Source organism: Massilia rubra, assembly GCF_011682065.1.
Lineage (GTDB): Bacteria > Pseudomonadota > Gammaproteobacteria > Burkholderiales > Burkholderiaceae_D > Telluria_A > Telluria_A rubra.
In genome coordinates this window covers 1-26,588 of record NZ_VUYU01000028.1, presented here as the reverse complement: position 1 = coordinate 26,588, position 26,588 = coordinate 1, and the positions used below count along the sequence as shown (strand labels likewise).

Sequence of the window (26,588 nt, the reverse complement as noted above, 5' to 3'; positions counted from 1 at the left end):
GCCTCAGATGCCGTAGCCGACGTCGGTGCTGTCGATGCGCACGTCGCGTTCGTGACGGCGGAACAGCGGCGCCTTGACGTCGACCGAGGCCTGGTACACCTCGGAAAAGTCGGTCAAGCCCTTGAGCGCGTCGTGGATATTGCGATCCGGGCGCGTGGCAAAGGCGTCGAAGCCGCAGCGCTGCATCTGGAACAGCTGGTCGCGCAGCACGTCGCCGATGGCGCGCAGTTCGCCTCGATAGTCCATGCGCATGCGCAGGTTGAAGGCGGTCGAGTAGCCGCGGCCATCGGTGAACTTGGGGAAGTCGATGGCGACCACCGCAAACTTGTCCAGGTCACCCCTGAGCGCTTCGGCGCGTTCGTCGGGCGCCAGCCACACGCCGATCTCGCTGCGCGAAGCGAGCGAATCGCGCTGCGCCTGCCATACCGCCAGCGGCACGATGACTTTGCCTTCCGGGACCACGACCGCGTCCGGCGCGTCGGCGGCGACGCCGGCATCAGGGTCGGCAACGGCCAGGCGCAGCACGCTCCAGTCGTCGGCGACGACCGCGCGCTGTTTGATGATTTCTTTGTGCGACTCAAGCATAGTGGTCTTCTCCAACCAGTTCGCCCGCCTTGATCGGCGTGGCATACACATGTTCCTTGAACGGGGCGACGCCCAGGCGCTGGGCGGTGTCCACGAATTTTTCGTCTTCGTGGCGCTCGCGCACGTACACCTGCAGCAGGCGGTCGATCACTTCGGGCATTTGCAGCGCCGAGAAGGACGGTCCGATGATCTTGCCGATGGCCGCGTTGTTACCCTGCGCGCCGCCGATCGAGACCTGGTACCACTCGCTGCCATCCTTGTCCACACCGAGCACGCCGATCGAGCCGACGTGGTGGTGGCCGCAGGCGTTGATGCAGCCCGAGATATTGAGTTCGATCTCGCCGATGTCGTGCTGGTAGTCGATGTTGTCGAAACGCTCCGCGATGGCGGCGGCGATCGGGAGCGACTTGGCGTTGGCCAGCGAGCAGAAGTCGCCGCCGGGGCAGCAGATAATGTCGGTCAACAGGCCGATATTCGGCGTCGCCAGGCCATGCGCCTTGGCTTCCTGCCACAGTGCGAACAGGGCCGACTGTTTTACGTCGCCCAGCACCAGGTTCTGCTCGTGCGTCACGCGCAGTTCGCCGAAGCTGTAGCGGTCCGCCAGGTCGGCCACGAAGTCGATCTGGGTCGCGGTGGCGTCGCCCGGCGGCACGCCGGTTTTTTTGAGCGACAGCAGCACGATGGCGTAGCCGGGTACCTTGTGCGGCTTGACGTTACGGGTCAGCCAGTTGCCGAAGGCCTTGTTGTCGGCGTGTTCGGCACGCACGTCGATATTGGCCAGGGTGTCGTACGCCGGCGGCGTGAAGTAGGCCGCCACGCGCGCCATTTCTTCGTCGGTCAGGGTCGATGCGCTGTCTTTCAGGTCGGTCCATTCTGCCTCGACCTGGCGCGTGAATTCTTCGGCGCCCATGGCTTTCAACAGGATCTTGATGCGCGCCTTGTACTTGTTGTCGCGCCGGCCGTAGCTGTTATAGACGCGCATGACCGCTTCGATGTAGGTCAGCATGTGGCGCCACGGCAGGAACGCGCGCACCACGCTGCCCAGGATCGGGGTGCGGCCCATGCCGCCGCCGACCATGACCTTGAAGCCGATCTCGCCGTCGTCGTTACGCACCACGGTCAGGCCGATGTCGTGCACGGCGATGGCGGCGCGGTCTTCCACGGCGCCGTTGATCGCCACCTTGAACTTGCGCGGCAGGGCGGCGAATTCGGGGTGGAAGGTGCTCCACTGGCGCAGCACTTCGGCGTACGGGCGCGGATCGATGATTTCGTCCGCCGCCACGCCGGCGTATTCGTCGGACGTGATGTTGCGGATGCAGTTGCCCGAGGTCTGGATGGCGTGCATCTCGACCGAGGCCAGATCAAGCAGGATGTCGGGCGTCTGTTCGAGCTCGATCCAGTTGAACTGGATGTTCTGGCGCGTCGTGAAGTGGCCGTAGCCGCGGTCGTACTTGCGCGCGATGTGGCCGAACATGCGCATCTGGCTTGATGACAGCAGGCCGTACGGCACCGCGATGCGCAGCATGTAGGCGTGGCGCTGCATGTACAGGCCGTTTTGCAGGCGCAGCGGTACAAATTCGGCTTCGGTCAGCTCATCGTTGATGCGGCGCTCCACCTGGCTGCGGTATTGCGCGATGCGTTCCCTGACGATGAGGTGGTCGTATTGGTCGTAACGGTACATATGTCATCCTGATATTTTTGGTGGGGGGCTCGCCAAACCTACTGCGCGGTGCCAGGTCTGCCCTGCGATGCTCACCGTACCTTCGTACGGCTGCGCTTCTCGGACAAACCTGGCGCCGCTCGCTACGGTTTTGCGAGCCCCCTTCGGCTTTCTAAGGGGTTTAGCCATGAGACTGTCCCCAAACTAGCCTCAATAGTAATAAACTCATCCTTTATTCCAAAGGACTAAGAATTTATTTGCTTATATGCGTATCCGGCATAAGCATTCTTATAAAATGCTGGTAGATATTTATTTTGAGTATCTTCCGGCCTACGAGAACAGCAATGAACCTTCATCAATTACGCTTCGTCCGTGAAGCCGTGCGGCAGAATTACAACCTGACCGATGCGGCCAAGGCCTTGTTCACGTCCCAGCCCGGGGTGTCGAAAGCCATTATCGAGCTTGAAGAAGAGCTTGGTGTTGATATTTTCACCCGCCACGGCAAGCGCATCCGGGGGTTGACCGAGCCCGGCCGGCTGGTGCTGGAGTCCGTCGAGCTGATCATGCAGGAGATCGACAGCCTCAAGCGCATCGGCAAGGAATACGCGGCCCAGGACAGCGGCAGTTTCACCATTGCCACCACGCATACGCAGGCGCGCTATACCTTGCCGAAAGTGGTGCAGGCCTTCATGCTCAAGTACCCCAAGGTACGCTTGTCCCTGCTGCAAGGCAACCCCCGCCAGATCGCCGAGATGGTCCAGCGCGACCAGGCCGACCTGGCCATTGCCACCGAGTCGATCGCCGGCATTGATGGATTGATCACCTTGCCTTGTTATCAATGGGAGCACATGGTGGTGGTGCCGCCCGACCATCCTTTGCTCAAATCGAAGGCCGTGTCGCTGGAAGAAATCGCCACCTACCCGCTGATTACCTACGACGCCGCGTTTGCCGGACGCAGCAAGATCGACCACGCTTTCGGGCTGCGCGGGCTCAAACCCGACGTGCTGCTCGAAGCCATCGACGCCGATGTCATCAAAACCTATGTGGAACTTGGCATGGGTATTGGTATCATAGCGGGCATGGCCTTCGACGCCGAGCGCGACAAGAACCTGCGCGCCATTCCAGTGGGGCACTTGTTCGGCATGAATATCTCGCGCGTGGCCGTCAAGCAGGGCGCCTATCTGCGCAGCTACATTTATACTTTCATCGAATTGCTGGCGCCGACCCTGAACCGCAAGCTGGTCGAGTCGGCCATGAGCGGCACCAAAGAAACTTACGAGCTGTAAAAGCCTTCACACCAAGAAAAATATGATCACCGAACAATCTGCACAGTTTTACGCCAAGAGCGCATCCAACCACGACCGCATCTACGACCGGCCGGAACGCAAGGACGACCTGGCCGCCATGCGCGGCCACGTGGCCGAGACCCTGCGCGGCCATACCGTGCTGGAATTGGCCTGCGGCACCGGTTACTGGACCGCCGTCATCGCCGACACGGCCGACAAGGTGGTCGCCACCGATATCAATCCCGAAATGATCGCGCTGGGCAAGCTGCGCGCGCTCCCAGGCGACAAGGTCGACTTCAAGGTGGCGGACGCCTGGAACCTGCCGGACGATATCGGCAGCTACACGGCCGTGTTCATTGGCTTCTGGTGGTCGCACGTCAAGCGCGAAGAGCAGGAACGTTTCCTGGCGCAATTGCGCAGCAAGGTCGGCGACGATATGTTCATCGTCCTGCTGGACGATGCGTATGTGGAAGGCAGCAGCGAAACCGTGGCGCGCACCGATATGGAAGGCAACACTTACCAGATCCGCATCGCGCCCGATGGCGAGCGCTACGAGATTCCCAAAACCTATCCCTCCGACAGCGCGCTGCGCAAGAAGCTCGCTTCCTCTGTGCGCGAAATCAAGATCGTGCGCCTCGAATACTACTGGCTGCTGACCTGCCGGCTCAAGTAAGTTAGGGCGATACCGCCTTGGGCGCGCTCGCCGCGCCCGGTGTCGCGCTGGCCGCGATCAGCAGCATTGCACAGCCGAGCCCGGCAAACGCGAGCGGCATGACGAAGATGGGCGCATCGCGCACCCGCCCAGGAAGCCACCCACGCTGAACAGCTGGCCTTCGCCCAGGCCGACATGGCCAGGAAGGCGGGCGGGTGGCAAGGCGTTGTTGCGCTCCGGTACCTGACATAATTTCTTTTGGAAAATGGTAGCGCTCAGGGCGCGGCGGCGCGCCGTACGCGCACGCCACGCGCCGCGAAGGCGTCAAACTGGCGCGCATCGATATCATGCTCGACGACCAGCTCGGTCAGGCTGGACGCCGCCAGCACCGCGTACGGCGCGGCGGTGCCGACCTTGTCGCTGGTGGTGGCGACCAGCACCGCTTTACTGAGGGCGGCAACGCGGCGCTTGAATTCGGCTTCCTCGTAATGGATGGCGCTGATGCCGGCCTGGGCATCGACCCCGCAAGCGCCCAGGATGTACAGGTCGGGGCTGATCAGTTCCAGGTCGCGCAGGGCGGTCGCGCCGATGCTGGCGCCGGTCTCGGCATGGATGCGCCCGCCAATGACGATCAGCTCGATCAGGGCCTTGTCGATCAGCGCGGCGGCAATCGCCGGGGCGTTGGTGATCACGGTCAGGCGCGCCTCGCCCAGCGCTTGGGCGATCGCCAGGTTGGTCGAGCCGGCATCGATGAACAGCACGCTGCCGGGCGCCACGCAGGGCGCGGCGGCGGTGGCCAGGCGCGCCTTGCGGTCGGCCTGGGCGCTGCGGCGCTGGGCCGGGGTGCCGCCCGGGGCGGCCGGCAGCGGCATGCGCAGGGCGCCGCCATAGACTTTCTGGCACAGGCCGGCGGCGGCCAGGTCGCGCAGGTCGCGCCGGATCGTGTCTTCGGACACTTGCAGCCACTGGGCCAGGTCGGGCGCCAGCACCCGCCCGTCGCTTTGCAGGCGTTGCAGGATCAGGGCATGGCGTTCCTGCAGGAGGAGGGGATCGGCGGGCATCGGGACAATCAGACAGGAATGAATGCGCACAAATATACATGAATGCGCATAAACGTGCAATTTGGCATAAAAAAACCCCGCAGGCTGCCAGGCAGCGTGCGGGGTGTTTGTTCAGCTAAACGCGGGTAAGCGCGTCAGTGAATTTAGAACGAGTGACGAACGCCGACCGAGAAAGCGCTAGGATCGGAACCCGATTGGCCTTTCAGTGCATCTGGAGTAACTTGGGCGCCAGCGGAGAAGATACCGAAGGCTGCTTTGTTGTTGTTGCGGATCGTTGCGTACGAAGTGTACACATTGGTGCGCTTCGACAGAGCGTACGAGTAAGCCAGCGAGTAGCCGTTGCCCTTGGCGCCGCCTTCGAGTTTGCTCTGCTGCAGGTTACCGTAGATCTTGTTGTCGCCGAAGGTGTACGACACGCCAGCATTGGCCTGCTCATACTTGTTGTTGTTACCGGTTGGGTTGGCAACCAGGTAGTTACCACGCACTTCGATCGCGCCAGCGGTGAAGCCTGCGCCGAAGATCATTTCTTTGTCGTCGCCCGAAGCCAGACGCTCGACCTGGTGGTAACCAGCACCGACGTAGATGTTGTTGGCTTTGTACTCAACTGCCAGGCCCATCAGATCCTGCGAAGGACCGGTTGCGGTTTCGCCCAGGCCGTAGCCGGCGGTGACGATCACGCCGCCCATCGAGTTCGATTTGTAGTTAACCGAGTTGCTGATACGACGGGTCAGACGACCACCGCCGAAGGAATTCAGGTTGGTGCCGTAGAAGCCCTGGCCGTTGATATCGCTTGCGTTAGCGACGTCAGCGATTGGGGTGTACTCGCGACCGATCATGACGGTACCGAAGTTGCCCTTCAGGCCAACGACCGAGCGGCGGCCGAACATGACTTCATCTTGCTTGCCGGTGTCGAGTGCGACGCCAGCTTCGATGTTGAATACAGCGCTCAGGCCCTTGCCCAGATCTTCAACGCCACGGAATCCGATACGGCTGGTCGACTGGTTGCCCGAGTTGACGACTGTACGGCTTCCGTTTGGAGCGCCCGTGTCTTCTTTAGCCAGCGCAGCGTCTGCAACACCGTAGATCGTGACGCTCGATTGAGCGGAAGCGCACAGGGGAATCGCAGCGGCCAGGACAACGGCCATCAGTTTGCATTGCATATAAATCTCCAAAAAGTTGCACAGATAAGGGTCGATTAACCAGGGATGCTCTTAATCGGACGTAATTATAGCTTCCACGTATGTCAAATCCATGACAAAGTGAAATGTGGCAAGAATGAGACAGTCTGGTTTTGCCCTGCAATAGGGCGTCAATACCCGGCAAATGCACGCTTCAGGTGCGCTTAATGGAAGCCGTGGGGAATGGTGCAATGCCGCATAACGCCCGCCGTTGCGGGCGATATGGGAAATCTCAGGCGGCCGGCGGGGGCAGCGGACGTGCCCGTTCCGGTGCGCCGGCGGCGCGCTCGTTGGCGGCCTCGTCGCGCGAACTTTCGGGCAAGGGCAACACGATATCGATCCGGGTTCCGGGCGGATCGTCGCCGCTGACGGTGATCTCGCCCTTCATTCCCCACACCCGTTCGCGCATGCCGATCAGGCCGAGCGACTGGGCTTTTTCCATGTCGGCCGCCTGGATGCCGCGCCCGTCGTCGCGGATCGAGACCAGCAACTGGCCGTCGATGCGGTATACATACATGGTCACATTGCTGGCCCCGGCGTGGCGCGCGATATTGGTCAGCGCTTCCTGGACGATGCGGAAAATGGCGGTGCTGGCGGCGTCGTCGAGGCGCAGCTCGGCTTCGTCGGCGAACAGCGAGCAAGCGATGCCGTGCCGTTCGACGAATTCGTCGCGCAAGCCCTGCAGCGCGAAATACAGGCCGCCTTCGTCGAGCGCGCGCGGGCGCAGGTTGGTGGCGATGCGGCGCAGCGAGGTAATCGCCGTGAGCAGGTTATCTTCCATGCCATTCATCAGGCGCTGGCCATTGCTGCTGGCGTCGGGTTCCTTTTGCAGCAGGTTCAGGTCCATCCGCAGCGAGGCCAGCAGTTGGCCGAGGTCGTCGTGCAGCTCGCGCGCGATGTGGGCGCGTTCTTCCTCGCGCACGGTTTGCAGGGCCGAGGACAGCTGGCGCAGCTGCGCATGCGAGCGCGACAGCTTTTCCTGCACCTGCTGGCGCTCCGTCACATCGCGCAGGATGATGGTGTAGATGGTGCGGTCGGCCTCGATCATGCTGGAAATGGAGCCTTCGAGCGGGAACGTTTCGCCGCTCGCGCGCACGCCCGTGACGGCGTAATCGGTGGCGCGGCGGCCGGCGCGGCCGGCCACGTCGCCGAAATAGGCGGGCGCGGCGTCGCCGGTGACGGTGGGCAGCGGCGCGATGAACTGCTGCAGCGGACTGCCCTGCATCTGCTCGATCGTGGTCGAGAACATCGCCGCGGCCGACGGGTTGGCCAGCACGATGGTCTGCGTATCGTCGGTGGAGATGATCGCTTCGCTCGCGTTCTGGATGATCTCGCGGCTGTGGCTGCGCGCAAAGCGCGGCCAGCGGTTATACGCGAACAAGCGCGCGAGGGAGTGACCGCCCAGCAAGCCGAGCACGAACATGATCGCACCCCAGCTCAGGAAGCGGGAAGAACGCTGTTGTGCCATGCGTGCCTGCCGTCAAAGGCCCGCGGGACGCGGACCGTGGGCTGATTATAAAAGCGGGCTTGGCGAGCGCCTTGAGGCGCGACAAACCGGACGCCAATGGGGGCGCAAACCCGGGCGCAGAACGGGGCGCAAAACGCGGTGCGGTGCGCGGCGGGGGGCGGAATGTCATGGCGGGTCGCAAGATGGTGCATGGAACGGAAAGCAGGCGCCGCGAGAGGCGCGGCGCTGGTTTACATTTGCTTGAACAGGTGCAGGAAGCTGCGGCTCACTTCGAGCTTGTCGCTCTTGCCTTTGATGAGCACCAGGTGGCGCCCGCGGATGTCGCGCGTGACCCCTTCGATGGCGTTGACGTTGACCAGGGTGGCGCGGTGAATCTGCCAGAACAGGGCCGGATCGAGCTCCTCGGCCAGGTCGCGCACCGGTTTGCGGATCAGCGCTTCGAAGCGCTCGGTCTGCACGCAGGTGTATTTTTCGTCGGAGCGGAAAAACAGGATGTCCTCGACCGGAATCATGCGCAAGTCCTGGCCGATGCTGGCCTGGATCCATTGCAGGTAGGTCGGCTTGGGCGCCGCCATTTTTTCGGCCAGCTGCGAGAGCATGGCGGTGACGCTGTCGTTGACCGCTTCCTTCGGCTTGGCCAGGCGCGCCTTGAGGCGGTCGATGGTCACCTGCAGGCGCTCGGCCTCGGGCGGCTTGAGCACGTAGTCGACCGCGCCGCGCTCGAACGCTTCGACCGCGTACTGGTCGTAGGCGGTGACGAACACGATATTGCTGCCGGCGCCGATCGCGCGCGCCGCTTCCATGCCGGTCTTGCCCGGCATGCGGATGTCGAGGAAGGTCAGGTCCGGCTTGAGCTGGCTGACCAGCTCGATCGCTTCATCGCCGTTCTTGGCCTCGCCGACGATGTCCAGTTCGGGCCATGCCTGGTTCAGGCGCAGGCGCAACTGGTCGCGCATCAGTCTTTCGTCGTCGGCAATAATAGCGGTAGGCATGGTGCGTTTCTGGTGAGAGGCAAGAGTGCCAATTATTCAACGAAACCGGGCTTTAATCAATCAATTCCTTGGCCAGTTTTCAACGGCTGCGCTTGCTTGTGCATTACTTCGATACCTGATAGGGCACTTCGATGGTGGCGATCACGCCGCTCGGCGTGTTGGCGGCGATGTGCAACTGGCCGGCGTCGCCATGGAGCAGCTTGAGGCGTTCGCGGATCGTCATCAGGCCCAGCCCGGTGCCGTCGCTGGGAAATACGCCGAAACCGACCCCGTCATCGCTGACGATCACGCGCAGCTTGTTGTGCGCCACCTCGGCCACGATGGACAGGGAGCCGCCTTCCGGCTTGCATTCGAGGCCGTGCTTGATGGCGTTCTCGACCATCGATTGCAGCATCATCGGCGGAAACGCCGCGCTGCGCAGGCCGTCGGGAATGCGCAGGTCGACCTGCAAGCGTTCTTCCATCCGCATCTTCAGCAGGCTCAGGTAAGCCTTGACCATGTCCGCTTCGCGCCCGAGGTTGGTGACCACGGCGTTGTCGCGCATCTGCGGCAGCACCGCGCGCAGGTACTGGATCAGGCTGCGCTGCATGGCCGAGGCGCGCGGCGGATCGGTCTCGATCAGGTATTCGACCGAGGCCAGGGTATTGAACAAAAAGTGCGGCTCGACCTGGGCCTGCATCATCTGCATGCGCGCTTCCGACAGCTGGCGCTGCATCGATTCGCGCTCGGCGGCGGCGTTCGCGGTCTGGGTCTCGGCTTCGGCGCGCTTCTTGCCGCCGACCAGCGCCTTGGTGGCGAACAGGGCCAGCACCAGCAAGGAAATGAAACTCTTGAACCAGGTCGAGGCCTGGCCGTGATACACCTTCACTTTTTCTTCGGCGGCATTTTCGACCGCCGCTTCGATCGCGCTCGACAAACCCTCGACGATCTGTGGCGGCAGCGCGACGCGCACTTCGCCGTCGGCGCCCGGCACGGAGGGCACCGGTGGAATGTCCGGCATGGTCGCGACGGCAGGCTTGCCCGTATGCGCGGCGGTGCCGGGCGGCTCGGACGGCTGCGGCGGCTCGGGCGGCTCGGGCGGCTCGGCCGCTTCGGGCGGCTCGGGCGGTTCGGCCGGTTCGGGCGGGACGCTGCGCTTTTTCGGCGGGCTGTAGCTGATGCCGCTGTCGTCGAAGATGATATTGCCTTCGCGCTTGTCGCGCTTGCGTTCCTGGCGCACCTCGACCACGTCCCCGCCCGAGAACAGTTCGTTTTGCAAGATCGACGCGGCAATCAGGGCCAGCGCCGCGAACAGGAAAAACTTCCACCACGATAGCTGGGTCACCCAGGTGGCGGTGGCGTCGAAGGCGCGGTGCAGCCAGGCCAGGACGGTCGCGATGGGTTGCTCGGGAGGGCGGCGTGCTTCCATGGTGAGTGTGTTCCGTTAGATTGTATAAAAACTGCGTGGTTTACAAGGGCGTGGGATTGCGTGACATTGTCGTAGCGACGAGTGTAACTGCTGCGCGCCTGTGCCCGCCGTAAAAAGCGCCTCGCGGCGCGCAATACTGATGAGATGTTGTCACTGTAGGACGCCGCCCGCCGCGCTGCGCGGCCTTTGCGACAGGCTGCATAATTGGGGGAACAAAGCGCGGGGGAACAAAGCGCCCAGCCGGGCCGGTGGGGCGCCAGGGCGCAGGCGGGGCGCCAAGGCGGTGCGCCGAGCGGGCGGCACGCGCGCGCTTTGTCGCGCCAGCGCCCCGCCAGCGCCGACGATCGCGCCGCAGCGGTCGGTTGCGCGGTATGATGAAGGATCGAACCGGTCGCGGCCGGCCCGCTGTTCCACCTGCCCAAGGGGATGTCTTATGTCTGCCGATGTGAAAAAATACCGTTTGATCACGCGTAGCGATTTCGATGGCCTGGTCTGCGCCGTCTTGCTCAAACACCTGGACCTGATCGACGATATCCTGTTTGTCCACCCCAAGGATATGCAGGACGGCAAAATCGTGGTCGGCGACGGCGACATCAGCACCAACCTGCCGTATGTGGCCGGGGTCCACCTGGCGTTCGACCACCACGCATCCGAAACGATCCGCAACAGCGGCGAGCGCGCCAACCACATCATCCATCCTGAAGCGCCCTCGGCCGCGCGGGTGGTGTACGACTACTACGGCGGCGCCTCGGCCTTCCCGGCTGCCTGGTACGACATGATGGCCGCCGTCGACAAGGGCGACGCGGCGCGCTTTAACCAGGAGGAAGTGCTCGATCCGCACGGCTGGGACTTGCTCAACTTCCTGATGGACGCCCGTACCGGGCTGGGGCGCTTCCGCGATTTCCGCATCTCGAACTACGCCCTGATGATGGACTTGATCGATTATTGCAAAAATCACAATATCGACGACATCATGGCGCTGCCCGACGTCAAGGAGCGCATGGAGCTGTACGTCGAGCACAACAGCAAGTGCAAGGAGCAGATCAAGCGCTGCGCCACGGTGCACCGCAACCTGGTCGTGCTCGACCTGCGCCAGGAAGAGACCATTTACGCCGGCAACCGCTTCATCATCTACGCCCTGTTCCCGGAAACGAACATCTCGATCCACGTGCTGTGGGGCCTGAAAAACCAGAACACCGTGTTCGCCACCGGCAAGTCGATCCTGAACCGGACCTCGCGCACCAACATCGGCGCCCTGATGCTCGAATACGGCGGCGGCGGGCACGAAAACGCCGGCACCTGCCAGGTCTCGAACGAACTGGCCGAGGAAGTGCTGGGCGCGCTGATCCAGCGCATCACCAGCGAGGGCTGAACGCGGGGGGCTCAGGCCGCCGGCGCCGCCACCAGCATAGCGTGCAAGGCATGCTCGGCCAGCGGGGCGCTGAAATACGTGCCTTGCAGCTCGTCGCAATGGTTGGCCCGTAAAAACTCCATCTGCAGCCGTGTTTCCACCCCCTTGGCGATGACGCGCGCGCCGAGGTCGTGGCCGACATCGATCAGCGCCTTGGCCATCGCGCCGCTGCGCGCGTCGGCCGTGATCTGGTGCACCGCCACCTTGGCCAGCTTGACGTGCGTGAGTGGCAGTTTTTGCAAGAAATTCAGGTTCGTCGAAGCGTCGCCAAAGGCGTCGAGCGAGCGCAGCACGCCCAGGTCGCGCAACTGCGACACCACTTCCACGCTCAGGTGCGCATTCGCGTTCAGGCTCTCTTCGCGCAATTCCAGTTCCAGCTGGGAAGGCGCAATCTTGTGGGTCGCCAGGATGCCGGCGATGTGTTCGGCATAATGGGGCTGGGAAAATTCGCGGACGGAGGCGTTGACCGCCACCGGCAGCGGGGCAAACCCGGCGCTGCCCATGCGCTGCATGAACAGGCAGGCTTCGTCGAGCACATAGTCGCCAATGGCCACGATCATGCCGCTTTCTTCGGCTTCGGGCAGGAAGGAGGCCGGCGCCAGCACCCCCAGTTCCGGATGGCGCCAGCGCAATAGCGCTTCCAGGCCAAGGATGTGCCCGCGGCGCAGGCAGATCTGGGGCTGGTACAGCAGGAACATTTCGTGGCGTTCGAGCGCGCCGCGCATGGCGTCTTCCAGCTTTTGCTTGGCCTGGGTGGTCGACTTCATGTCGGCCGAAAAGAAATGCACCTCGCCCGTCCTGGCCGCCTTGGCGTGGTACATCGCCACGTCGGCCGCGCGCACCAGGTCGAGCGCGCCGCTGCCATCATGCGGATACACGCTCACGCCGATGCTGCCGCCGACCGCGATATCGTTCGAATCGAAGCTGACCGGCTGCGACATGGCCACCCGCAAGCGCTCGATCATGCGCAGGGTGTAGCGCAGCGATGGCTGGTTGACCAGCACCAGCACGAACTCGTCGCCCGACAGGCGCGCCACCGTGTCGCTCTCGCGCACCGACGATTGCAGGCGCCGCGCCACCATCTTGAGCACCTGGTCGCCGGCCTCGTGGCCATGGCTGTCGTTGATCTGCTTGAAGCCGTTAAGGTCGATCAGCACCGTGGCCACCAGCGACTTGTTGCGCTGGGCCATGTGCAGCGCCTGTTCCAGCCGGTCCCACAGCAGGGTGCGGTTCGCCAGGCCGGTCAGCGCATCGTGGTTGACCTCGTGTTCGAGGTGGGCGGTGCGCTGCTTGACGGCCGTGACGTCGTTGATCACGCCGATGAAATGGGTGACCTTGCCGCGCCCGTCGCTGACCGGCGTGATGGTCAGGTCGTTCCAGAACAGCTCGCCATTGCGGCGGCGGTTGCGGAACACCACACTCACTTCGCGCCGCTCGCGCACGGCCGCGCGCAACTGGGCGCGTTGGTCCTCGTCCATGCCGGGCATGGCCATGAAACGCGCATCGCGTCCGATCACTTCCTCGGCGCTGTAGCCGGTGATGCGCTCGAAGGCCGGGTTGGCGTACTCGATCGGATTGTCCTTGCCGGCGCAACGTGAAATGACCAGGCCGCTGCTGGTGGCGTGCAGGGCGCGTTCGCGCAGGCGCAGGCGGTCTTCCTGGGCGCGCCGTTCGGAAATATCGAGCCCCATGCCGCACAGGTAATAGCGGCCGCGGCAGCTGATACGCGCGCCGCACAGCAGGTAGGGCGTGGCGCGGCCGAACTTGTCGAGATAGTTCGCTTCGACCATGGACGGGGCGCCGTGCTCGAACACGTTGCGGATCGTGGCCGCGATCAGGCGTTTTTCGGCCAGGTCGTACATGTCGAGCGCGTTGGCGCGGCGCACGTCGTCGGACGTCATGGACGTCACCTGTTCCAGCGTCTTGTTCCACAGCGCAAAGCTGCCATCCTCGCGCAAGACGTAGAAGGTGCCGGGAAGCACGTCGATGATGCTCGACAACGGCATGCGCCCGACCGCCTCGGAATCGGACTCGTCGCAGGCGCCGTCGAGCAGGGCCACCAGATGGGTGAGCGCGCCGTCGTTGCCATGCTGCGGCAGCAGGGTCAGGAAAATGGTGTGGACGCTGCCGTCGGCGCGCAGGAATTCGAGCTCGGAAGCATCGCAATCGCTGGGAAACTCGCTCCAGTGCTGGCGCCAGACGCGGCGGCCGTGCTCGCTGAGCAGCGCCGTCAGCGGCTGGTGCAAGGCATCGGCGGCGGCAATGCCGAGCACTTTTTCGCAAGCCGCGTTCCACGTAATGATATGGCCGCCCGCATCGATCAACAAGGCGGCATAAAAGGTGTTCTCGCGGTCAGGCATGCGCCTCTCCAATCGACCAATAATGGAGATTGGACCGGCCAACGCGCGGAAGGTTCGCCGCGAGCGGCGATTCAATGAAAGCGGCGGGCAGGCAGCCCGCCGGCAGAGATCAACCCAGCCTTACGCCAGCGCGATTTCCTGGCGTACCGGCAGGGCGATCTGGTTGTCGACGCTGAACTGGTAATCCTGGAACACATGCTCGGCCGACAGCATCTGGTAATTGCCGTCCGCCAGCTTGTGGGTCGTATCCTTGAGGCGATACGTATAGTGGCCGCAGGTCCAGCAATTGAAATTGCGCATGTGCGTGCACAGGCAGGTCTTGTCCATCACCACCACGGTCTTGCTGTCCGGATTGGCCAGCACTTCGCGGTTGTAGGCATTGATGTAGGAACAGTTACCGGTCGCATCAAGCAGATAACCATACGACTCGCAGCCCGGACGGATGCCCGCGCCGATCGCCGGGGTGCTCTTGAGCATGCGCATCGGATAACCGGTCGGCGAAATGCCGTTGACGACGATGTCGTCTTCGGTGGCGCGCACGTACTCCTGCTTGACCTTGTCCGGCAGGCCGCATTCGTGGGTGATGGTGAAGCGGGTCGCCACCTGCACGCCGGCGGCGCCTTTTTCGAGGAAGCCGGCCGCGTCGGTGCCGGTGAACACGCCACCGGCCGCGATCAATGGAATCTCAAGCTTTTCTGCGCGCATGTAGGCATGGATTTCATCCATGATGGTGTGCAGGTCGTACTCGGCCCAGTCCATCCCGAAACCGAGGTGGCCGCCGGCCAGCGGGCCTTCGACGATGATGAAGTCGGGCAGGCGGTCCAGCTTGGCGACCTTGCGCAGGAAAATCTGCAGCGCGCGCACGGACGAGACGATGATGCCCAGCTTGGCGTCGCGGAAACGCGGATGGTCGGCGATCAGGGCGAACGAGCCCAGGTGCAGGCCGGCCGACATGGTGATGCCGTCGATGCCGGCGTCGAGCGCGGCGGTCAGGCGCGTGCGCAAGGTTTCGCGCGGCGAATTCATGGTCAGCTTTTCCATGCAGTTCACGAAAATGAGGCCATCGCCGCGTTTCGCTTCCATGGTCGCGCCGACGTGGCGGCGCGTGGCGTCGGCCAGGCGCGACAGGTCGAACTGCACCACCGCCTTGTCCATATTGTTAATATTGAACTTATAGGTCTTGGTTTTGTCTTTCACGTAGCTGGTGTCGAACTTGCGGTCCGAGACATCCTCGACCATGGCATCGGAAATATGCCCGATCCCGCCCAGGCGCGCCGCTTCGAGTGCCAGTTCGGAGGTCGAAATATCGACCCCCATGCCACCGATCATGATGGGCACATAGTCCTTGTTGCCCAGACGCAGGCGGAAATCATCAACACGTTTCATTGCTATCCTTAGACTGCCAAGTTTACTGGTGCGCCGGCGCGGCCTGCGGGCCGCTTGCGCACCTACAATTCTACCCCAAGCGACCTTGGTGTTCTACGTTCCAGCGAGCAAAACCGGGACCAAGCGCCCCGGTTTGTTCATCAATTCCCGGCGCGAAGGGCCGGTTACTGTCGATTGAACGATAAAATCGATCAATCGCGGAAGTTATTGAATTCCAGCGGCATATCCGGCACATCCTTGCGCAGCATCGCCATGGCGGCCTGCAAGTCATCGCGCTTGGCGCCGGTGACACGCACCGATTCGCCCTGGATGCTGGCCTGGACCTTCATCTTGCTATCCTTGATGACCTTGACGATTTTCTTGGCGTCGTCGGTTTCGATCCCGTTTTTGATCTTGATGACCTGCTTGACCTTGTCGCCGCCGATTTTCTCGATCTTGCCCTCATCGAGGAAACGCACATCGACCTTGCGCTTGGCCAGCTTGTTGGTCAGCACATCGCGCACCTGCGAGAGCTGGAAATCGGAATCGGCGAAGGCGGTCAATTCGGCCTCCTTCTGTTCGACCTTGGCCGAGCTGCCCTTGAAATCGAAACGGGTGGTGATTTCCTTGTTCGATTGCTCGACGGCGTTTTTCACTTCAATCATGTCTGCTTCGGAGACGACATCAAACGACGGCATAATGGGATCCTTTTTACTTGCAAAATGTAGAATGCCGATATTTTAACGGACAACGGGGGCGGCGCCCCTGAACTGACCCGGTTTTTTCCCCTAAATGCCTCCAGAACGCTCATTCATGCCAACAGACCTCGTCATTTCGCCCGACTTTTCCCTCCGTAGCGTCAATACATTCGGTATCGACGCCCGCGCGCGCGCCTACCTGAAGGTGACGCAGGTCGGGCAACTGGCGCAGGTGCTGGCCGACCCGGTGCTCGCCGCCATGCCGCGCCTGCTGCTTGGCGGCGGCAGCAACATCGTGCTCACGGGCGACTTCGACGGCCTGGTGCTGCACATGGCCATCGCCGGGCGCGCGCTGGTGGGCGACACCGTGGGCGACACCGCAGGCGAGGACGGCGGCAGCGTGCTGGTGCGCGCCGGCGCCGGTGAAAACTGGCACGGCTTCGTGCAATGGACGCTCGCGCAGGGCCTGGGCGGGCTGGAAAACATGGCCCTCATTCCCGGCACGGTGGGCGCTTCGCCGATCCAGAATATTGGCGCGTACGGGGCCGAAGTCAAGGATGTGTTCCATGCGCTGACCGTGTTCGACGTGGCCAGCGGCGCCCTGCGCACGATGGACGCGGCGGCCTGCCGCTTCGGCTACCGCGACAGCGTCTTCAAGCATGCCGACGGGGCCGGGCTGGTGATTGTCGACGTCACCTTCGCGCTGCCGCGCGCGTGGACGCCGAACCTGAAGTATGCCGAGCTGGCGCAGGAACTGGCGGCAAGCGCTCTGGCGGCGCCGAGCGCGCAGCAGGTCAGCGATGCGGTGGTGGCGATCCGGCGCCGCAAGCTGCCCGATCCGGCGCAGATCGGCAACGCCGGCAGCTTCTTCAAAAATCCCGTGGTCAGTAGCGAACAATGCGCCGCCTTGCTGGCCGCGCACCCCGCGCTGGTGCATCACAAACAGGCCGACGGCGGCGAAAAGCTCGCGGCCGGCTGGCTGATCGACCAGTGCGGCTGGAAAGGGCGCAGCCTGGGCGCGGCCGGCGTCTACGAAAAACAGGCGCTGGTGCTGGTCAACCGTGGCGGCGCCAGCGGCGCCGAGGTGCTCGCGCTGGCGCGCGCCATCCAGGCCGATGTGCTGGCCCGCTTCGGCGTCTCCCTCGAAACAGAGCCCGTCTTCGTCTAGTGTCCATGCGCGCCAGGCCCGCGCCTGGCGAAAATGTTCAGAAAACATTATCTTTTTGGTTAATTCTGTTAAATAATGAAAGTGTGAGTGAAGCGCTTCCAATTTCGCTTTCCGCGATTGCCGGCGCTTCCTTGCCTGGGTGTCCGTTCACGGTGCGGCACAGCACTGGCGGGCCCCGGCCACTCAATCAGGAGACCAACAAGATGCGAGACACCTTACCTACCTTGATCCGGACGCTGCTGGCAGCGGCCGCCTGTGGCGCCATGCTGGCCGCCTGCGATGGCGACAGCGACCCGGCCAGGCCGGAGATCCCCACGCCGCCGCCGGTCGCCGTCGACGCGGTGACGCAGTACAGCGATTTTCCCAACGTGACCAGCGATATCAAGAAAGATCCGGCGATCGAGTCCGCCATCGCCGCCATCGTGGCGGGGATGAGCGTGGCCGAGAAAGTCGGCCAGATGACGCAGCCTGAAATCAAGAGCATCACGCCGGAGCAGGTGCGCCAGTACTACATCGGTTCGGTGCTGAACGGCGGTGGTTCTTTCCCCGGTAACAACAAGCTGGCCGCGCCGGCAGACTGGGTCAAGCTGGCCGACGCGTACTGGAAAGCGTCGATGGCCACCGATGCCAAGGTCAAGATCCCGGTGATCTGGGGTACCGACGCGGTGCACGGCCACAATAATGTGTTCGGCGCGACCATGTTCCCGCATAACATCGGCCTGGGCGCAGCCAACGATCCGGCCATGATGCGCCGCATCGGCGCGGCCGTGGCCGCGCAAGTATATTCCACCGGGATCGACTGGACCTTCGCCCCGACCCTGGCGGTGGTGCGCGATGACCGCTGGGGCCGCACCTACGAAAGCTATTCGGAAGATCCCTTGATCGTCACCAAATACGCGCGTGAAATGGTCAAGGGCTTGCAGAATGATTTCGCCGGCGGCGGCAACGTCATCGCCACGGCCAAGCACTTCATCGGCGACGGCGGTACCGATCTTGGCAGGGATCAAGGCGTCAACATGTCCAGCCGCAACGACATGATCAACATCCATGGCCAGGGGTATTACCACGCCCTCGGCGCCGGCGCCCAGACCGTGATGGCCTCGTTTAACAGCTGGGACAATGAGAGCCTGACTATCAAGGTCGGCAAAATGCACGGCAGCAAAGAGATGCTGACCGATGTGCTCAAGACCAAGATGGGCTTTGACGGCTTCGTCATCGGCGACTGGAACGGCCACGCCCAGGTGCCGGGCTGCAGCGACGGCGGCTGCCCACAGGCGATCAACGCCGGCGTCGACATGATCATGGTCCCGGACAAGTGGAAAGAGTTCATCGACAACACCATCGCCTCGATCAACAAGGGCGACATTCCGCTGGCGCGCATTAATGATGCCGTCACCCGCATCCTGCGCGTGAAATTTCGCGCCGGCATCATGAGCGCCAAATCGCCGCTGGAACGCCAGTACACCGACGCCAGCCGTCTGCAGCATCGTGCACTGGCGCGCGAAGCGGTGCAAAAGTCGCTTGTGCTGCTGAAAAACGACAACAAGGTGTTGCCGCTCAAGCGTGGTGACAAGATCCTGGTGGTCGGCAAAAGCGCCGACAGCCTGTCCAATCAAACCGGCGGCTGGTCGCTCACCTGGCAGGGCACGGCCAATACCAATGCCGACTTCCCGAACGCGGACAGCATCCTGGCGGCGATCAAGTCGGTGGCCGGCGACGCCAACGTGGTCTACAGCCCGAACGGCGCCGACGTCAAGCCAGCCGACTTCAAGGCCGTCATCGCCGTCATCGGCGAAACCCCGTACGCCGAAGGGGTGGGCGACATCGGCAAGAGCGGCACCCTGGAGCACGCGCGCCGCTATCCGGAAGACCTGGCCGTGCTCGATGCCGTCAGCGGCAAGGGCGTGCCGGTGGTCAGCGTGCTGATCACAGGCCGTCCGGTCTGGGTCAACAAGGAACTGAACCGCTCGAATGCGTTCGTGGTGGCCTGGCTGCCCGGCACCGAAGGCAAGGGTGTCACCGATGTGCTGTTCCGCAAGGACAATGGCGACGTCAATCTGGACTTCAACGGCAAGCTGTCGTTCTCGTGGCCCAAAACGGCGTGCCAGATGGCCAACAAGGGCGACGCCAGCTACGATCCGCTGTTTGCCTATGGCTTCGGGATGCGCTACGCGGACGACACCAGACTGGCTAAACTCGACGAAACGGCGCCCACCCTCGGTTGCGCCCAGGTCGCCGGTAACGGCAGCCAGGCGAGTAGCGACCTGGACGTGTTCCGCTCGGCCGACCAGGCGCCCTACACGACCCGCATCGGCGACCCGAGCGCGTGGTCGCTGCCGCTGGGCGCCGACTTGAACGCGGTCACGACCCTGCCCAACGTCAAAGCCGAGACCACCCAGATCAATGTCCAGCAGGACGGCAAGAAAATCACCTGGAGCGGCGCCGGCCAGTTTTACTCGCAAGCGGCGACCACGGCCGACCGTGAAAGCTACCTCAACGCCGACGCGGCCCTGGTGTTCGACACCATCGTGCACAAGGCGCCGGCCGGGGCCGTGAAAATGCGGGTGGACTGCAAGCACCCTTGCGCGGGCGAAGTCGACGCCACCAGTTTGTTCAAGGGCTTGCCGCTGGCGCTGAAGCGCACCGTGAAATTGCCGCTGTCCTGCTTCGCCGCCAAGGGCGCCGACTTCACCCTGGTCGATACGCCGTTCCTGGTCTACACCGAGAAGGCGTTTGCGGCCTCGTTCGCCAACATCCGCTGGGTGCCGGGCGCGGCCAAGGATGCCGACGCCGCCACCTGCGCCAGCCTGGTGCCGGAACCGGTGGTGTTCGGGCCGCCGCTGCCGGGGCCGACGTACGGCGTGTTCAGCGCGGGTGCGCTGACGGGCGACCTGGCGCTGACCACGTACTCGTCCAATGGCAGCCACGTCAAGGCCAGCATCACACAAGCCGATGGGCTGGACATGCGCTTCGCCGCCGACGGTGGCGACGGCCTGGTGATGATCACCGGCACACCTGTGAATTTGAGCAACTTCGCCGGCGGCACCCTGCAGTTCGAGATCAATGTCGGCAGCTATGGGGCCAATAGCGGCGGCCTGGCGGTCAAGATGGAAAGCCCGGGCACCAATTGCAAGTCGGGCGATTATGTCTTCGGCCGTCCGGCCCCGGGTGGCTGGACGCCGGTCTCGGTCAAGGTCAGCACGCTGATTGCGGCGGCCGATCCTTGCTTTGACCTGCGCAATATCGGCATGCCGTTCGGCACCTTGCCGAAGTGGGGCGATCAGCAGGGCGTGCAGTACAAGCTGCGTCAGATCCGCTTCGTGCAGTAACTGTCGTAATGAGAAACGGATGCCAGGTGTAATGCCGCTAGCTTGAGCTCCGTCATTCCCGCGCAGGGCTAGGCGCCCCCACGGCAATCCAAGGCACCGTCGCTCAGCAAAGATGCCTTGGATTCCCGCCTGCGCGGGAATGACGGAGCTTAGTTCTGTGGTAAGCGGAGTTAATTCAGCGGCGTTCAATCGGGTCAGCCGAAGTGGCAGACGTAGTCGAGCGTCTCGATGGTGTCGATCTCGAACGCCGTGTTGGCGCCGACGCTGAAGCGCTCGCCCGCGCCGTAATCTTGCCACGCGTCGCTGCCGGCCAGCTTGACCCGGCATTTGCCGGCGACGATTTCCATCACTTCCGGCGCCGCCGTGTTGAAGGTCAGCTGCGAGGGAAAAATCACCCCCACCGTTTTTTTGCTGCCATCGGCCAGCAACACCGTGTGCGAGACGCATTTGCCGTCGAAGTAGATGTTCGACTTTTTGCTGACGGCGACGTTTTCAATCATGCTCATGGACTTCCTTCTTCAGGTGGGGGGATCTCGGATTCGGCCACGCATACGCGGTTGCGCCCGCCCGTCTTGGCCGCGTACAGCGCCTTGTCGGCGCGCGCGGTCAGGTTGGCGGGGCTGTCGCCGCGCGAGGGCACCACGCTGGCCACGCCGATCGACATGGTGACGATGCCGCCGGCCGCCTGGGGATGCTCCATCGCCAGCCTTTCGAGGTGGCTGCGCACGGCGTCGGCCACCACTTGCGCACCGGCCAGGCTGGTTTCGGGCAGGATGATGGCGAACTCTTCGCCGCCATAGCGCGCCGCCAGGTCGGCCGGACGCTTGAGGTTTTCGGTCAGCACGGCCGCCGCTTTTTTCAGGCACAGGTCGCCCGCGAGGTGGCCGAAGGTATCGTTGTAGGCCTTGAAGCAGTCGATGTCGCACATCAGCAGCGACAGCGGCTTCTGTTCGCGCTGGCCGCGCTGCCATTCGAGCGTGATGACGTCGTCGAAACGGCGCCGGTTGGCGATCCCGGTCAGGCCGTCCAGGGCGGCCAGCTTTTGCAGTTCGATGTTCGCTTCGGCCAGTTTTTGCTGGCTCTCGCGCAGGAAGCGAAACGCTTCGTCGCGCTGCAGGCGGCTGGTGTGCGCCGCCGAGTGGTAGCGCACCCGCGCCAGCAGTTCCAGCTTGTCCGGCAGCTTGACCATGTAGTCGTTGGCGCCCACCGCGAAGCTGTGCGCCTTGAGCTTGGGGTCTTCCTTGGCCGAGAGCACGATCACCGGCACCTGGCGCAGGCTGTCGCGCTCGCGGTACTGGGCGATCAGGCCGAAGCCGTCGATGCCGGGCATGACCAGGTCTTGCAAAATCAGGGTCGGCTGCAATTGTTCGGCCGTCTCGAGCGCCAGCGAGGAGTCGAGCACGTAGTGGTATTCGATGTCGGCCTGGTCGGCCAGCATGCGCCGCACCGCCTCGACGATGATCGCCTGGTCGTCCACCATCAGGACCCGCACCTTGAAAACGGCCGGCTCCGGCATGTAGGGTTTGTTTACATCAGACATCGATAATCAGCTTTTCGGTAGTGCCGGCGCGAAGGTGGAGACTCAATTCCCGGCCAGTTTCGACCCAATTCTACTGCGCAATGCGCGCCCGATGTTTTCTAACGACAAAATTTGCTGCGCGGCATCGATTTCAGCGGCGGCGCGTGGCATGCCGTACACGGCGCTGCTGGCCTGGTCCTGGGCGATGGTGGCCTTGCCGGCCTGGCGCATGGCGAGCAGGCCGGCGGCGCCGTCGCGCCCCATCCCGGTCAGCAGCACCCCGGTCGCGTCGCCTTCCCAGTTGCGCGCCACGCAGTGGAAAAACACGTCGACCGAGGGCCGGTAGGCGTAATCGCGCGGCACGTCGTCGTAGTGCAGGCGGTGGCGCGCGCTCAGGACCAGATGGTCGTTGGTGCGGGCGACCTGCACGCAGCCCGCTTCGAGCGGATCGCCGTCTTCGACCACGCGCACCGGCATCAGGAGCTGTTCGCCGAGCCACTTGGAAAAGTGCGCCGCGAAGTTTTCGTCGATGTGCTGGACCACCACGATGGCGGTGCCGGGGGCCGGGTTCCAGCCGGCCAGGATCTTGGCCACGGCGATCGGGCCGCCGGTCGATGAACCGATGGCCAGCAGATGCTTGATCCTGGCGTCGGCGCGCTCGGGCACATGCGCGGGATGGGCTTCGGCGCCGCTCACGCGGATCAGTTTGCCGATGGTTTTGATTTTGTGCAGCAGTGCGCTATCGCCCCCGTCACCGCGCGCCAGCAGCGGCGTGGCGGTGACGTCGAGCGCGCCGGCGCCGAGGGCGCGGAACACCTGGCTCACATTGTCCTGCGGCTGGCCGGTGACCACCAAGATCGCGCACGGTGTTCTTTCCATGATCTGGCGCGTCGCTTCGACCCCGTCCAGTTCCGGCATGTTCAGGTCCATCAGGACCAGGTCGGGGCGGTTGTCGGCGCACAGGCGCACCGCTTCCAGGCCGGTGCGCGCGATCCACACCACCTGGTGCTCGCTGGTGCTGGCCACCACGCGGCGCAGCGCTTCGGCCGCCATGGCGACGTCGTTGGCGATCCCGATCTTCATAGGCCGGCCTCTCCGATCAGGTCGAACACGGCGTCGAGCAGGGTCTCGTCGTGGAAGCTGCCCTTGGTCAGATAGTAGTCGGCGCCGGCGCTCATGCCGCGCGCGCGGTCTTCGGGACGGTCCTTGTAGGAGACGATCATCACGGGCAGTTTGTACAAATGGATATCCTTCTTGACCAGGCCAACGAGTTCGATGCCGTCCATGCGCGGCATGTCGACGTCGGTGATTAACAGATCGTAGTCGCCGCTGCGCACCACGTTCCAGCCGTCGATGCCGTCAATGGCGATGTCGACCTGGTAGCCGCGCCCCTGCAGCAGCTTGCGTTCCATTTCGCGCACGGTGAGCGAATCGTCCACCACCAGGATGCGCTTGACCTTGCGTTTTTCGGGGCCGCCGCGCGCGCCCAGCTGGTGCAGGCCGCCTTCGTGCAGCAGTTTGTCGATCGACAGCAGCAGGTCCGGCACGTCCAGGATCAGGACCGGGGCGCCGTCGTCGAGCAGGGCGCCGGCGCTGATGTCGCGCATCTTGCCGAAGATCGGGTCGAGCGCCTGCACCGCCAGGCTTTGTTCGCCGCGGATCGCATCGACCACCAGCGCGTAGCGGCGCTGGGCCGCGCCGATCACCACCACCGGCAGCTCGCCCGCGCCGGCGCCGATCTGGCCCAGTTCCAGCACCTGGGCCGCCGACACCAGGCCGAGGTGTTCGCCGCCGAAGTCGAAGAACTGCTTGTTCTCAAGCGTGTGGATCTCGCTTTGCGGCACCTTGAGCACGCGTTCGACCTTGACGATCGGGATTGCGTAGGCTTCGCCCTGCACGTCGATCACCAGCGCGCGCACGATCGATTGCGTCAGCGGCAGGGTGATCAAGGTGCGAAAGCCGGCGCCGGGCACCGACTCGATGCGCACCGTGCCATTCTGTTCGCGGATCGTCTGGTGCACGATATCGAGCCCCACGCCGCGCCCGGAGATGGCGCTGGTGGTTTCCTTCAGGCTGAAGGCGGGCAGGAACAGGAATTCAATCAGCTCGGGCTGCGACATGGCCGCCGCCATCGTGGCGCTGGCCATCTTGCGCTCGACCACCTGGCGCCGGATGCGCTCGATGTCCACGCCGCGCCCGTCGTCCGCAATCTCGATACTGAGCATGCCGGCGCGGTGGCGCGCTTCGAGCACGATGGTCCCGAGCGCCGGCTTGCCGGCGGCGATGCGCTCGGCCTGGGTTTCCATGCCGTGGTCGACGGCGTTGCGCAGCATGTGGTTGAGCGGGCTTTCGATGCGCGCCAGGATGTCGCGGTCGACCAGCGTGTCTTCGCCTTCGATCACGAGCTGCGCCTCCTTGCCCAGGCTGCGCGCCAGGTCGCGCACCATGCGCGGAAAGGCTTGCACGCCGTCGCGGAAAGGGCGCATGCGCAGTGTCAATACTTCGTCCACCAGGTTTTTCGAGACCCCCAGCAGGCGCCGCTCGTAGCTTTCGATGTCGGCCATGTGTTCGAGCATGAACTGCTTGAGCGGATGGGCTTTCTGGCCGGTCAGGGCCGATTGCTCGATCAGGGCCTGGTCGCCGCCGCGCACCACCGCGTCGTGCAGTTGTTCGAGCGCCTGGAACAGGCTCGCCTGGTTGCGCTTGAAGCGCTGCAGCTGCGCGATGAACGGGTGCATCTGGTGGGCGTTGATGCGCGACTCGCTGGCCAGCGCCAGCAGGCGGTCGAAGTTCTGGGTCGCCTTGGGCGCGCCCGCGACCCGATGCGGCGCCGCTTCGTCGGGCGGCGCGGCCGGTTCCGGCAGCGCCACCGGCGGCGCGGCCGGAAGCGGGTCGGGCGGCGGCGCCGACGCGATCTGCGCAATGCCGGCGATGCTGTTCATGGTGGCGCCGATGCGCGCGCCGTGCTGTTCCAGCCAGGCCGGCAGGGCGGCTTCGTCCAGGGTCGAAAACTGCAGGATCAGGTCGACCCCGGCCAGCAGCACGTCGATGCGCGCGGGGGTGAGCTGCAACTGGCCGTGCTGGGCGGCGATGAAGGCGTCTTCCATGCCGTGCGCCAGCTGCACCACGACGTCCAGGCCGACGATGGCGGCGGCGCCCTTGATCGAATGGGCGGCGCGCATCATGGATTCGGTCGTGGCAGCGTCGCCGCCGCCGCGTTCCATGCTCAGGAGGCCGTCGGTGAGGACCTGGGTCTGGCCGTCCGCCTCCATGCGGAACAGGTCCAGCATCGAGAATTGACTGAGGTCGCCGCTGCCGCTGCTCATCGCAGTAACCTGTTCAGTTGGTGGCCGATCAGCGGCGCATCGAGCACGCCGATGCGCATCTCGCCGTGGGTCAGCACGCCGGTGATGAAGCGCTGCAGGCCCTTGTTGAGGGTGGCCGCCGGCGCGCCCACGCTGGCCGCGCCGTAGCGCAGGATGCCGTGCAGGTCGGCCACCGGCAGGGCGAAGCGCTGTTCTTCCCAATTGATGACGAGCAGGCGCGCGAACACATGGCGCCCGCCCTGTTGCGGGGCGTCGTTTTCGTCGATGCCGAGCAGGGTGGCCAGTGCGATCGACGGCGTCAGCGTGCCGCCGACGTTGACGATGCCGGTCAGGCCGCCGCCGCTGCGGTGCGGCAGCGAATGGCTGGCCGTCATCGGCGCGACCGAGGCCACGATCTGGGTCGGCAGCATCAGCCACTCGCGCCCGAGCCGGAACACCAGGCCCGAGCTATCGTGCTGGGCGCGCGCGGCCTGCGGCTGGCGCAGCAGGGCGGCCCAGTCGTCGCGGTAGGCGGCGTCCACCGGGCGCCGCATGCTGCGCCTGGCCGCGCCGGCGTAGACCTCGCAGTTGCGGCAGTGGACATGCTGTTCGAGCTTGGGGCAGCTCATGTCGCCGGCCACGCCGATGCTGTTCCAGCAATCCTGGTCGTCGAGCGCGTGCAGGGTGTCGGGGGCGCTGCTCATCGGAGCGCCTTGCGTGGCGCGCTGTCGCTGGTGCCGCCGTTACCATTGCCGTTACCGCGCTGGTAGATGCGCGCGGCGCGCTGCTTGAAGGCGCTCGCCTGCGCCCGGTCGCCGCTTTGTTCGGCCAGCAGGGCCAGGTGGCACAGCGCGTCGTAGTGGTCCGGCTTCAGATAGACGCAGCGGCGCCAGTAGTCGCCGGCGGCGTCCATTTTTTGTTCGCATTCGCTCACCATGCCGAGGATGAAATAGGCGTCGGCCGAATCGGGATCGGCCGCCAGCAGCTCGCGGCAGGCGGCGGCGGCGCCCTGCAAGTCGCCCAGGTCGGCCTGGCGGCGCGCGCGCGCCAGCAGGTCGGCAGGGGCCGTGCGCATGACCAGCTGCGTCGCAACCGGGGCCGGCACGCGCGACGGCCGCGTGGCGGCCGGCGGCGCCGGCGTGG

General features: G+C 64.2%; 20 protein-coding genes and 1 pseudogene. 5 read left to right on the top strand and 16 right to left on the bottom strand.

The window, feature by feature from the left end; genetic code table 11:
- Window positions 1-3 precede the first annotated feature (3 nt).
- A complete protein-coding gene (locus F0185_RS28030; protein ID WP_167230478.1) occupies window positions 4-585 on the bottom strand; it encodes a DUF934 domain-containing protein in 582 nt (193 codons plus the stop codon).
- The gene (locus tag F0185_RS28025) at window positions 578-2,266 is read right to left on the bottom strand and encodes a nitrite/sulfite reductase (protein WP_167230475.1); all 1,689 of its coding nucleotides are present in this window, start codon (window positions 2,264-2,266) and stop codon (window positions 578-580) included. Before F0185_RS28025 ends, F0185_RS28030 begins: the two co-directional genes overlap by 8 nt.
- A gap of 323 nt (window positions 2,267-2,589) precedes the next feature.
- Here F0185_RS28025 and F0185_RS28020 point away from each other — a divergent pair, with 323 nt between their 5' ends.
- The gene (locus F0185_RS28020; protein ID WP_166887971.1) at window positions 2,590-3,531 is read left to right on the top strand and encodes a CysB family HTH-type transcriptional regulator; all 942 of its coding nucleotides are present in this window, start codon (window positions 2,590-2,592) and stop codon (window positions 3,529-3,531) included.
- 22 nt (window positions 3,532-3,553) lie between these two features.
- The gene (locus F0185_RS28015) at window positions 3,554-4,204 is read left to right on the top strand and encodes a class I SAM-dependent methyltransferase (RefSeq protein WP_167230472.1); all 651 of its coding nucleotides are present in this window, start codon (window positions 3,554-3,556) and stop codon (window positions 4,202-4,204) included.
- Window positions 4,205-4,458: 254 nt separating this feature from the next.
- Here F0185_RS28015 and F0185_RS28010 read toward each other — a convergent pair whose 3' ends face one another.
- The 5 genes from F0185_RS28010 to F0185_RS27990 all read right to left on the bottom strand — a co-directional run bounded on the left by F0185_RS28010 (window position 4,459) and on the right by F0185_RS27990 (window position 10,290).
- Window positions 4,459-5,244, bottom strand: coding sequence for a DeoR/GlpR family DNA-binding transcription regulator (locus F0185_RS28010; RefSeq protein WP_167230469.1), 786 nt, complete (start codon window positions 5,242-5,244; stop codon window positions 4,459-4,461).
- 143 nt (window positions 5,245-5,387) lie between these two features.
- Complete coding sequence (locus F0185_RS28005) at window positions 5,388-6,404, bottom strand: porin (RefSeq protein WP_167230467.1); 1,017 nt, start codon at window positions 6,402-6,404, stop codon at window positions 5,388-5,390.
- A 250-nt stretch (window positions 6,405-6,654) separates the two neighbouring features.
- Window positions 6,655-7,890 (bottom strand): PAS domain-containing sensor histidine kinase, encoded by a 1,236-nt coding sequence (locus F0185_RS28000; protein ID WP_229477227.1) that lies wholly within the window; start codon window positions 7,888-7,890, stop codon window positions 6,655-6,657.
- Window positions 7,891-8,120: 230 nt separating this feature from the next.
- The gene (locus tag F0185_RS27995) at window positions 8,121-8,882 is read right to left on the bottom strand and encodes a LytR/AlgR family response regulator transcription factor (protein WP_166887961.1); all 762 of its coding nucleotides are present in this window, start codon (window positions 8,880-8,882) and stop codon (window positions 8,121-8,123) included.
- A 103-nt stretch (window positions 8,883-8,985) separates the two neighbouring features.
- Complete coding sequence (locus F0185_RS27990; RefSeq protein ID WP_167230464.1) at window positions 8,986-10,290, bottom strand: sensor histidine kinase; 1,305 nt, start codon at window positions 10,288-10,290, stop codon at window positions 8,986-8,988.
- 433 nt (window positions 10,291-10,723) lie between these two features.
- Here F0185_RS27990 and F0185_RS27985 point away from each other — a divergent pair, with 433 nt between their 5' ends.
- The gene (locus F0185_RS27985; protein ID WP_167230461.1) at window positions 10,724-11,662 is read left to right on the top strand and encodes an exopolyphosphatase; all 939 of its coding nucleotides are present in this window, start codon (window positions 10,724-10,726) and stop codon (window positions 11,660-11,662) included.
- A gap of 11 nt (window positions 11,663-11,673) precedes the next feature.
- Here the strand turns inward: F0185_RS27985 and F0185_RS27980 are convergent, their stop codons facing one another.
- The 3 genes from F0185_RS27980 to F0185_RS27970 all read right to left on the bottom strand — a co-directional run bounded on the left by F0185_RS27980 (window position 11,674) and on the right by F0185_RS27970 (window position 16,124).
- Window positions 11,674-14,061: a bifunctional diguanylate cyclase/phosphodiesterase gene (locus F0185_RS27980; RefSeq protein ID WP_167230459.1), complete on the bottom strand. Its 2,388-nt coding sequence runs from the start codon at window positions 14,059-14,061 to the stop codon at window positions 11,674-11,676.
- A 120-nt stretch (window positions 14,062-14,181) separates the two neighbouring features.
- Entirely contained in the window at window positions 14,182-15,447 is a 1,266-nt protein-coding gene (locus tag F0185_RS27975) for a nitronate monooxygenase (protein WP_167230456.1), read from the bottom strand.
- 191 nt (window positions 15,448-15,638) lie between these two features.
- Window positions 15,639-16,124 (bottom strand): YajQ family cyclic di-GMP-binding protein, encoded by a 486-nt coding sequence (locus F0185_RS27970; protein WP_167230453.1) that lies wholly within the window; start codon window positions 16,122-16,124, stop codon window positions 15,639-15,641.
- 115 nt (window positions 16,125-16,239) lie between these two features.
- Here F0185_RS27970 and murB point away from each other — a divergent pair, with 115 nt between their 5' ends.
- Together murB and F0185_RS27960 are read left to right on the top strand one after the other, a co-directional pair.
- Window positions 16,240-17,292: a UDP-N-acetylmuramate dehydrogenase gene (gene murB, locus F0185_RS27965; RefSeq protein ID WP_167230450.1), complete on the top strand. Its 1,053-nt coding sequence runs from the start codon at window positions 16,240-16,242 to the stop codon at window positions 17,290-17,292.
- Window positions 17,293-17,495: 203 nt separating this feature from the next.
- On the top strand, window positions 17,496-20,621 hold the full coding sequence (locus F0185_RS27960) for a glycoside hydrolase family 3 protein (protein WP_229477226.1): 3,126 nt from the start codon (window positions 17,496-17,498) through the stop codon (window positions 20,619-20,621).
- Between the two features lie 194 nt (window positions 20,622-20,815).
- Here F0185_RS27960 and ppnP read toward each other — a convergent pair whose 3' ends face one another.
- The 6 genes and pseudogenes from ppnP to F0185_RS27930 all read right to left on the bottom strand — a co-directional run.
- The gene (gene ppnP, locus F0185_RS27955; protein WP_167230447.1) at window positions 20,816-21,127 is read right to left on the bottom strand and encodes a pyrimidine/purine nucleoside phosphorylase; all 312 of its coding nucleotides are present in this window, start codon (window positions 21,125-21,127) and stop codon (window positions 20,816-20,818) included.
- Window positions 21,124-22,161, bottom strand: a complete 1,038-nt coding sequence (locus tag F0185_RS27950) for a diguanylate cyclase (RefSeq protein WP_167230444.1) — start codon at window positions 22,159-22,161, stop codon at window positions 21,124-21,126. The genes ppnP and F0185_RS27950 overlap by 4 nt, the downstream gene beginning before the upstream one ends.
- Before the next feature lie 42 nt (window positions 22,162-22,203).
- Complete coding sequence (gene cheB, locus F0185_RS27945; RefSeq protein WP_167230441.1) at window positions 22,204-23,223, bottom strand: chemotaxis-specific protein-glutamate methyltransferase CheB; 1,020 nt, start codon at window positions 23,221-23,223, stop codon at window positions 22,204-22,206.
- Entirely contained in the window at window positions 23,220-25,466 is a 2,247-nt protein-coding gene (locus F0185_RS27940; protein WP_167230438.1) for a hybrid sensor histidine kinase/response regulator, read from the bottom strand. Before F0185_RS27940 ends, cheB begins: the two co-directional genes overlap by 4 nt.
- A complete protein-coding gene (locus F0185_RS27935) occupies window positions 25,463-26,149 on the bottom strand; it encodes a chemotaxis protein CheW (protein WP_167230435.1) in 687 nt (228 codons plus the stop codon). The genes F0185_RS27940 and F0185_RS27935 overlap by 4 nt, the downstream gene beginning before the upstream one ends.
- Window positions 26,146-26,588: pseudogene (locus F0185_RS27930) on the bottom strand (hypothetical protein); the annotation flags it as partial. The gene F0185_RS27935 and the pseudogene F0185_RS27930, both read right to left, overlap by 4 nt.